Here is an 8,391-nt window from a genome sequence, read left to right as displayed (position 1 = left end):
GGCGATGAGGTCCTCACGGTTGCTGAGCGTGTGTTCTTTGGGGTGCGGGGTGGTTCGGGTCTCGGGAACCTGATGTCGCCCACCGAAGGGCTTGTTATATGTCGCAGAACTAGCGGGGTATCCACCCACGGAAGTAAGACCGGAGGTCAGGGGGGGGCGTCCGGGGAGGCGTTCCCGGGGCTGGAGCAGGTCATCGCGGCGGCGGCGGAGTTCGATCGCCGGGAGCCGTGGGATGGGTCGGAGGGGCCTCGGCCGGTGCTGACGGTTGCTCCGGGGGTGGTGTCGCTGCACCGTCCGGATGTGGCTCGTCGGGAGCGTGCTGCGGAGCGGGCGCGGGAGAAGGCCAGCAAGTGGGCGTCGGAGCAGGGCTACTACCGGGCGACTTACGGTAAGGACATGCCTACGCCGAAGCCGACTCGTGTCATCAGTGAGTGGTCGCGGCAGTCTCGGTCTCGGATGGTGAAGACGTTGGCGCAGTTGGATTGCGCCCCGCTGTTGGACCTTGGCTTGTCGCTGCCGATGACGACGCTCACCTACCCGGCGGACTGGCTGACCGTCGCCCCGTCGGGTGCGGCGGTGAAGCGTCACATGCAGGCGTTCTGGAAGCGGTTCGCCGCCGCCTGGGGGTTCGAGTGGCCAGGGATCTGGAAGTTGGAGTTCCAGCACCGGGGCGCCCCGCACGTCCATCTGTGGGGGCCGCAGCCGGCGGGTGCGGCTGGGGACTGCAAGCGGGAAGCCAAGGTCCGTCGGCGTTTCGGGGTTGGTGACGGGTTGCCGTACGCGCAGTGGCTGTCGGTGGTGTGGGCGGACGTCGTGGGGCATCCCGATGCTGAGGAGCGGCGCAAGCATGAGCGGGCGGGGACGGCCGTGGACCTGCATGCGGGTGCGCGGATGGTGGATCCGAAGCGGATGGCGGTGTACTTCAGCAAGCACGGCAGCTATGGGGCGAAGGAGTATCAGCACGAGGTGCCGGTGGAGTGGCGGGAGCCGGGGAAGACTCCGGGCCGGTTTTGGGGCTACCGGGGTCTGAAGAAGGCGACCGTGGATGTGGAGATGACGCCCGCCGATGCGCTGTTCGTGGGTCGGACGTTGCGTCGTCTGTCGCGTGCGCAGGGGGTGACGCGGCAGGTCAGGGTGCCGCGGGGCCTGTCGTTGGACACGCAGACGGGTGAGATCAGGCAGAAGTACCGCACGGTGCGCCGTCCCGCGGTCCGTCTCGCCTCCGGCGCCGGTTTCCTGTGTGTCAACGACGGCCCGGCCCTGGCGGTGCAGCTGGCCCGGGCGTTGAAAACCCGGGGCTTCGCCGTGGAGTGGGACCGTGCGCAGCGGGCGAAGGCGGAGAGTGCGGCGGCGTGGGCGAAGGAGGAAGCCCGTTCCCTTGTCCGTGACGCCGTCGCCGACGCGCGGCTGTCGACAACACCGTTGACTACCCCACGGCCTGGTCTTGTCGACGGCCCCTGGTCGAAGGCCGCCCGGGTGGCCTAGGCCGGGTTGCAGCGGGCCGGAAACCGGGGTTCCTCGCGCGCGCACGCGTAGGGCCCCCCGCCGGGAAACCAGGAAACGTGGAAACCTGCAGGTCAGAGGCGGTTGCACCCAGGAAACTCCCAGGAAACCGCAACCCGCAGTTTCCTGGGGTGCAACCAGTGCAACCGGGGGCCGCAACACACCCTGCCAACTCCAAGCTGCACCATCCGATGCTGCCGTCGGGGTCGCACGACCGGCAACTCACGCCCAGCTCGCAGCAGTCGGGCCCGCCCGGGTCCAGCCAGCCGCCGCTAAGCCTTAGGGGTTGAGATCGCACTTAATCGTTGCGCGACATGCTTCGCGAAGCTAGAGTTGCTCAACGAAACGCAAAGTAGTTGCTGAAGGGAGGGGTGGCGTCATGGTGGACGACTGCGTGGAGAGTCTGGAGGCGACGATCAACGAGACGATCAAGCTCCTGATGACCAGGACGGGTAAGCGGCAGATGGACGTGGCCAAGTCGCTGGGGATCTCCCCAGCTGTGATCTCGCAACGTCTCTCGGGGAACTCGAGCTGGAGGATCGACGATCTCCCAAAAGTCGCTGCCTACTTTGGACTGACCTTCGCCGAGCTGACGTCCAGTTACGGAGCGCTCGCCGCCACAGGCCGGCTTCCGCCGTCGGGGTCGGGGTTGGGGGAGAGGGTCGCGTAGCACGCCTGACCTACAACTGAAAGCGCCCCCGAGTCGGTGTTCGACCACCGGCCCGAGGGCTGACGGACCACCTGCCAAGAACAGGAGACCGCTATGAGTCATCTTTCCCTGCCTGGGTGCGGATCTGCGCACCAGGCTTCGCCCGCCGCCCGTCTGGGTGGTGTGGCATGAGTGCCCGCCGGTCGAGTCGGATCGCGATCACGGTCGACCATCCCGAAGAGATCTTCGATCCGGTGATCCTCGCCGCGCTGCAGGCCGGCCGCCGGGTGACCGCCGCCGAGGAGTTGGACGTCCGCCGCCGGCACACCGCGGAGCTCGCTGCCGACCGTGGTGTCTGCTGCCGGGCGTGCGGGTTCGCGCTGACCGTGCAGCACCAGGCCTGCCCGTCGATCGTGCTGGTGGACGCTCGCAGTCTGCGGATCGCCATGACTGTCGTGCCGCTGGCGCCGCGTCGGCGGTGTACTTGCTGCCGTGGGCAGTTGGACGTGACGCCGGCGGGGCCGTTGTGCTCGGTCTGCGACGGCCAGGATGATCTGTTCGGTGGTGCGGCATGAGGTACCGGATCGAGACGCAGGAGTACGCCGACAGTCACACCGTCGACGGGGTCACCGCACCGGTCACCCGCAGCCGCCAGGTCGCCGTTCCGGTCCTCCCGCGAGACCTCGACGTCCTCGCCGCCCGCGGCGTCGTCGGCCTGGTTCTCATGCTCACCACGATCTCCATTGTCTGGTCGACCGTGTCCATCGCCCACCTGCTGAAGGGGACGCCGGCGGCGTATCTCGCCGGCGGGGTGTTCGACCTTGCCTGGTGCGCGGCGTTGGGGATGGCGTTCATGGTCCGGTTCCGCCCGGACCGGCGGACGGTGGTCGACCGGGTCGGTTGGGCGCTGCTCGCGGTGACCGTGACTGCAATCGGTGTGGAGGGCTACCGGTCTGGTGGCCTGGCCATGGCCTGCATCGGCGCGTCGGTCAGCATCGCCGCCAAATCCTTGTGGTGGACGTTGGGCAGGGTCACTCGGCCGGAACTGTCTCCGGGCGACGCGCAGTGGGTCGCCGCGCAGATTTCCACGGCCAGCGCGCAGTTGGCCGTTGCGTCGGTCCGCCGCCAGGTTGCCCGTGCTCAGGACCGGGCTGCGGCCGAGCTGCTGGCGATGGAAGCGGCCCGTCGGCCGCCGCGCGGCACCACCACCGCCGGCGTGCTCGGCGCCACGGTTGCCATCACCGTCCCTGAAGTGTTCCCCGCGTTGGTGGTGGCCGCCGCCGGGGAGGTGGCTCCCGGCCTCCCCGAGATGACTCCTGTGGCTGCACCCGATCAGGCGCCCGAGAGAACAGCCGCTGACCTGCGGAAACGGCTATCCCCGGGGCACCCCGGGGCACGCCCCAACCGGGGTGTCACCGTCCCGTCCGCTGCCCGTGCAGTCGCCGCCCCGGGGCGGTTGGACACCGAGCTGCTTGATGCGCTCGACACGCTCGGCGGGGCAGTCGCTGGCCTGTCGATCCGCGGTGCCGCGACCCATCTGGGAGTCGGGCAGGTTCGCGCGAAGCGGCTGCTGGCCGAGCATGCGGCGCGCCGGCAGGCGCCGCTGTCACTGGTCCGTGGCGACGACCGGGGGGTGACGGCGTGACCGGGCTTCCTGGCGACGACATGGCGACCCCGGTAGGTGGCAAGGTGCTGCCCGGTCCGTGGACCGCGCGGGTCGTCCCCGACCGGCGCGCCCCTGACCGCGGCGTCGTCGGCCCGCCGGCCGCCGAGCTAGCCGACGGCGCGACCTCGGCTGGGGTGGTGCTGGAGGGTGACGTCCTCGGTTCGGCGGGGGTGGAGCTCTACCGCCCCCGCGCGCTGGTGGTGTCCCGGGCCGTGGTGTCGCGGACGTGGGTCGTGGTGACCGGGGTGCGTGCGGTCGCCTCGCACCCGCAGACCAAGGCCGGCGCGAAGCTGGTCGCCCGCAATCTGTGGTATCCGGTCGCCGGGGTCGGGGTGGCCTGCGGCAGGTGGCGGGACAGTCATGGGGCGTCGCGGTATGAGCGGCAGATGCGCCGTGCGGAGATCGCGGGGGATCAGGAGAGCTTGCGGGAGTGGGAGGCGCGTGACGTCGCGGAGAAGGCGCGTCGCCATGCCCGCGTCATGGACTGGGTGCGTTCGCCTGTCGACCTGCTGCGGGCCGTCGCGGCGGGGCTGGCCGGGTTCGCCGCGCTGCTGCTCGCGCTCGGTGTGGTCCTGGCGTTGGGCCACCACGACCCCGGCTACGTCCTGGCCCCGCTCGTCGGGGTGATCGGCCTGGTCACGTTCGTGTGCTGGTTTCTCGCCGTCTACGGCGCCGCCCTCCTGCTCGTTGCCACCGGTGGGGCCGCGGCATGGCTGTGGCATCTGGGCCGTTCCCGTTCCGAGCTACCTGCCTGGGTGTCTGCGCCGCCAGCCGGCGACGCCGGCGCCGGCCGGGACGTGATCCCGGACGAGCGGGCGATCACGAACGCGCTGCGGAACCTGAACATGCCGGCGCTGAACCGCAAGTTCCGCGAGGGGTGGACGCCGCGGTGGATCGATCCGCCCGTCCACGACGGCAAGGGCTGGCACTCCCGGCTCCTGCTCCCCGAAGGCGTCACCGTGGAGATAGATCGTCAACAGCAAGCCCGTACTCGCCCACAACCTGCTCCGGCTGCCGGTGGAGGTGTGGCCGACCGAGCCTCGCGACGCCCCCGGCGTGCTGGACCTGTGGGTCGCCGACCAGGGCAGCCTGACCAAGCCGGTCGCGCCGTGGCCACTACTCACCACCGGCGTCGCGGACTACTTCAAAGGTGTGCCGGTCGGGGTCGACCCGCGTGGGAACATCGTGCTCGGCCGGCTGTTCCAAGCCAACTGGGGTGTCGCCGGGATGATGGGCTCCGGCAAATCAACGCTGATCATCACCGGTCTGTTGGGTGCGATCCTCGACCCGCTCGTGGAGATCGATGTCTACTGCATGGCCGTCAACGCCGACTACGACCCGCTGCGGCCTCGGCTGCGGACCTTGTTCGTCTCCGATGACCCGGACGAGATCCCGACCGTGCTCGCCGCCCTCAAGCAGCTCATGTCCGAGCTGTCCGACCGTGGCCGGAAGCTCTCGGCGGCCGGCGAGCCGGAACTTACCCGTGCCCTGGCCGAAGCCGACCCGGGCATGCGACCCAGGATTGTGGTGATCGACGAATGTCAGGAGCTGTTTGTCTCCGACGTCGGCGACGAGGCCGCCGAACTGGTCGAGAAGATCGTGGCTAAGGCCCGTAAGTACGGCGTCACCCTGATCTTCGCCACACCTGTCCCGTCGGCGGACTCGCTGCCACGCAAGGTCGCCAAGGTGCTGTCCAACCGGGCGTGTTTCGCCATCGCCGATCATCAGGGCAACGACGCCATCCTGGGCACCGGCAAGCATCGCGCCGGGATCTCTGCCACGACCCTGCGGCCGATGACCGTCGCCGCGGACGGCGCGGTGGACCTCGGTGATCTCGGCACCGCGATGGCATCCGGGTTCACGCCCACCGACGGGCTGCTGCGCTGTTTCTACGTCCGACGTGGCGACGGCGTTGACGACGTCACCCCCGTCGTCGAGCGGGCCATGGCCATGCTCGACACCCCACCAGCCGTCGCCCCCGCCGACGAGGCAGAGCCGGCCGAGCACGTCGACTACCTCGCTGACATTCGAACCGTCATCCGCGCCGCCGGCGGGCTGGACCCGATCATGCGCACCCAGGAAGTCCTGGCCGGCCTCGCCGCGTTGCGCCCTCAGCTCTACCGGGGGTGGACGTTCGAACGGCTTCGCAAGGAGCTCCCAGACTCCGCTCGCCCCTACAAGACTCGCGGCCAGATGTGCGTCAACGCCGACCGCGTCACCGCCGCTATAGCCGACAGCGACCCAGACTCTGCCGACGAAACAGCCGACGAGTTCGACACAGCGTGACCGCCAAGGCGAGGGACCCAGTGAGGGAGGGTCGAGGGAGGACCGAGGGAGCGAGGGAGTTCTCCCTCGCTGGGTCCCTTATTGCCTCCCTCGCTCCAGCACCGCCGCCTAGCAGCGCGAATAGTCGCAGGCCGCACCCCAAGGGAGTCAAGGGACCCGAGGGACCCACCCCTCACGCCGACCCCGCCGGGGCCACAAAACCGGGATCGAGGCATCCACCTGCGCCTCCCTCCCCTCCTGGTCCACACCCACATTCAGTTACAGAACGTCACAATCCGCTAGTCGCTGGTTCCTCCACCACAGCACCGAACGGAGCAGACGTGATCACCTGAAAAGGCGACAGCCCAGAGGCGACCACCCCTGGGCTGTCCTTGCGGATCTTCCGTATCCCTCGCCGACCGTGAGACCGGTCGTGCGCTCCCTGTCGGGGGAGGCGCGACTCCCATAGTGCCCGTTAGCTCGTGAGCCGTCAGGCCTGAGCGGGTGGCATCGGCCTCATCGGATCGGCATGAGTCCCTGAAGGGCAACTCATGCACCCCGATCAAGCACCCTCCGTCTCCCTTGCTCGCCGGCTGAGCCTGCGCCATGCCGCCATGTTCTATGCCGGGCTGGGTTGGCCGGTGGTCCCCGTCGCTTCGCCGGACGCTGCGGTGGTCAGGCCGGGCAAGCAGCCCCTGGTTCGGGACTGGCCATCTGCGGCCAGCACCAGCCCCGGGCAGATCCAGGACTGGTGGCGCCGCTGGCCGGACGCGAACGTCGGCATCGTCACCGCCACCCAGAACTCCTAGAGGCGGGGCCTAGGGCCTGTTCCGAGTCTGGATCACAAGCAGGGTGATCGTCCTTCGCGTTCGGGTGCTTCGGCTGGTAGCACGGTTGTATGACGCGTGGTGATCTGACCGATGGTGAATGGGAGTTGATCGAGCCGCATCTCCCGCTGGGGGCGTCCGGGCCGATCCCTGACCTGCGCAGCTATGTCAACGCGGTGATGTGGAGGTTCCGTACCGGCAGCCCCTGGCGGGACGTGCCGGCCAGCTACGGCTCCTGGTCGACGATCTACGACCGGTTCCGCATGTGGGCACGTGACGGGGTCTTCCAGGCCCTCATGGACGCGATGATCACCGAGGCGGCGGCGCGCGACGATGTCGATCTCAGCCTGGTCAGCGTGGACTCCACCGTCGCCCGCGCGCATCACCACGCGGCGGGCATGGTGGTCGACCCGGATCTCCTGGAGGACATGGAGAAGGCCCTGACGGAGGAAAAGGGGCTTCAGAAACCGGACAAAACGACCCTGTAGTCGAGGTGCCCGAAGATGATGAGGGAGCCGAACGGGCACGGCGCCGCGCGGTACGCCGACGCCGCAAGGCCCGACTGAAGGCCGCTGACCTGGGACGCTCCCGGGGCGGGCTGACCAGCAAGGTGTACCTCGCGACCGACCGGCGCTGCCGCTCACTGTCCATCATCCTCACTCCCGGACAGGCCGCAGACAGCCCGTGTTTCCTCCCGGTCCTGAAGAAGATCAAGGTGCGTGGGCCGGTCGGACGCCCCAGGACCCGGCCGGACGCGGTCGCCGGAGACAAGGCCTACTCCTCCCGCGCCAACCGCGCCCACCTGCGCACACGGAAAATCCGGGCGGTGATCCCGGAGAAGGCCGACCAGAGGGCCAACCGCAAGAAGCGCGGCAGCGTCGGAGGCCGCCCGGTCAGCCACGACGCCACGCTCTACAAAGACCGCAACACCGTGGAACGCGGCATCAACAAGATCAAGGAATGGCGGTGTCTGGCCACCCGCTACGACAAGACACCCGAAAGCTACGCCGCGGGACTCCACCTACGCGGATCCATCCTCTGGCTACGCAGCCTGCCAACCATATGATCCAAACCCAGAACAGACCCTAGAGGGGGTCTAGAACGGGTCCGTCTAGACCCACATGGTCTCCTAGCCCCCCTCCGCACCCCGCCTGACCTGGCCTCTAGACCCCTAGACCCCCTGCATGACGATCAAGAAATCGGGGTCTAGGGATCTGCGGTGCCCCTGCCGCACCACTGCGGCGTTCCCAGGCCGCAGGCGCCGATATCGCCGGGTGTCGCACGGCCCCGCCTGGCGATGTCGCGAAGGCGTCAGGCACCGTCCTGATTCGGGGTTACTCAGGCCGGTTGCAGCCCAGGAAACCGCGGGTTGCGGTTTCCTGGGCTGCAACCGGCTCTGACCTGCAGGTTTCCACGTTTCCTGGTTTCCCGACGGGGGGCCCTACGCGTGCGCGTGCGAGGGAACTCCAGTTTCCAGCCCA

At 68.9% G+C, this 8,391-nt stretch carries 6 protein-coding genes and 1 pseudogene; all 7 read left to right on the top strand.

The features are described 5' to 3' along the window. The first annotated feature begins 468 nt into the window (after window positions 1-468). A complete protein-coding gene (locus G6R24_RS15545) occupies window positions 469-1,485 on the top strand; it encodes a rolling circle replication-associated protein (protein WP_163549968.1) in 1,017 nt (338 codons plus the stop codon). A 397-nt stretch (window positions 1,486-1,882) separates the two neighbouring features. Then, window positions 1,883-2,173, top strand: a complete 291-nt coding sequence (locus G6R24_RS15540; RefSeq protein ID WP_163549967.1) for a helix-turn-helix domain-containing protein — start codon at window positions 1,883-1,885, stop codon at window positions 2,171-2,173. A gap of 167 nt (window positions 2,174-2,340) precedes the next feature. Beyond that, entirely contained in the window at window positions 2,341-2,727 is a 387-nt protein-coding gene (locus G6R24_RS15535; RefSeq protein WP_163549966.1) for a hypothetical protein, read from the top strand. Window positions 2,728-2,876: 149 nt separating this feature from the next. After that, complete coding sequence (locus tag G6R24_RS21695; protein ID WP_192029145.1) at window positions 2,877-3,797, top strand: hypothetical protein; 921 nt, start codon at window positions 2,877-2,879, stop codon at window positions 3,795-3,797. Window positions 3,798-4,835: 1,038 nt separating this feature from the next. Then, window positions 4,836-6,104: a zonular occludens toxin domain-containing protein gene (locus G6R24_RS15525; protein ID WP_163549965.1), complete on the top strand. Its 1,269-nt coding sequence runs from the start codon at window positions 4,836-4,838 to the stop codon at window positions 6,102-6,104. Between the two features lie 530 nt (window positions 6,105-6,634). Then, window positions 6,635-6,892 (top strand): bifunctional DNA primase/polymerase, encoded by a 258-nt coding sequence (locus G6R24_RS15520; protein WP_163549964.1) that lies wholly within the window; start codon window positions 6,635-6,637, stop codon window positions 6,890-6,892. A gap of 89 nt (window positions 6,893-6,981) precedes the next feature. Continuing rightward, window positions 6,982-7,976, top strand: a pseudogene (locus G6R24_RS15515) (IS5 family transposase). The last annotated feature ends 415 nt before the right edge of the window (window positions 7,977-8,391 follow it).

It is taken from the genome of Candidatus Frankia nodulisporulans, from assembly GCF_902806475.1.
Classification (GTDB): domain Bacteria; phylum Actinomycetota; class Actinomycetes; order Frankiales; family Frankiaceae; genus Frankia; species Frankia umida.
Note: the sequence above shows the minus strand (reverse complement) of the source record. Positions and strands in the feature narration are given on the sequence as shown.

Coding starts and splice junctions, on each gene's coding strand:
- G6R24_RS15540 (WP_163549967.1), top strand. CDS start 1,883: ATGGTGGACGACTGCGTGGAGAGTCTGGAGGCGACGATCAACGAGACG.
- G6R24_RS15535 (WP_163549966.1), top strand. CDS start 2,341: ATGAGTGCCCGCCGGTCGAGTCGGATCGCGATCACGGTCGACCATCCC.
- G6R24_RS21695 (WP_192029145.1), top strand. CDS start 2,877: ATGCTCACCACGATCTCCATTGTCTGGTCGACCGTGTCCATCGCCCAC.
- G6R24_RS15520 (WP_163549964.1), top strand. CDS start 6,635: ATGCACCCCGATCAAGCACCCTCCGTCTCCCTTGCTCGCCGGCTGAGC.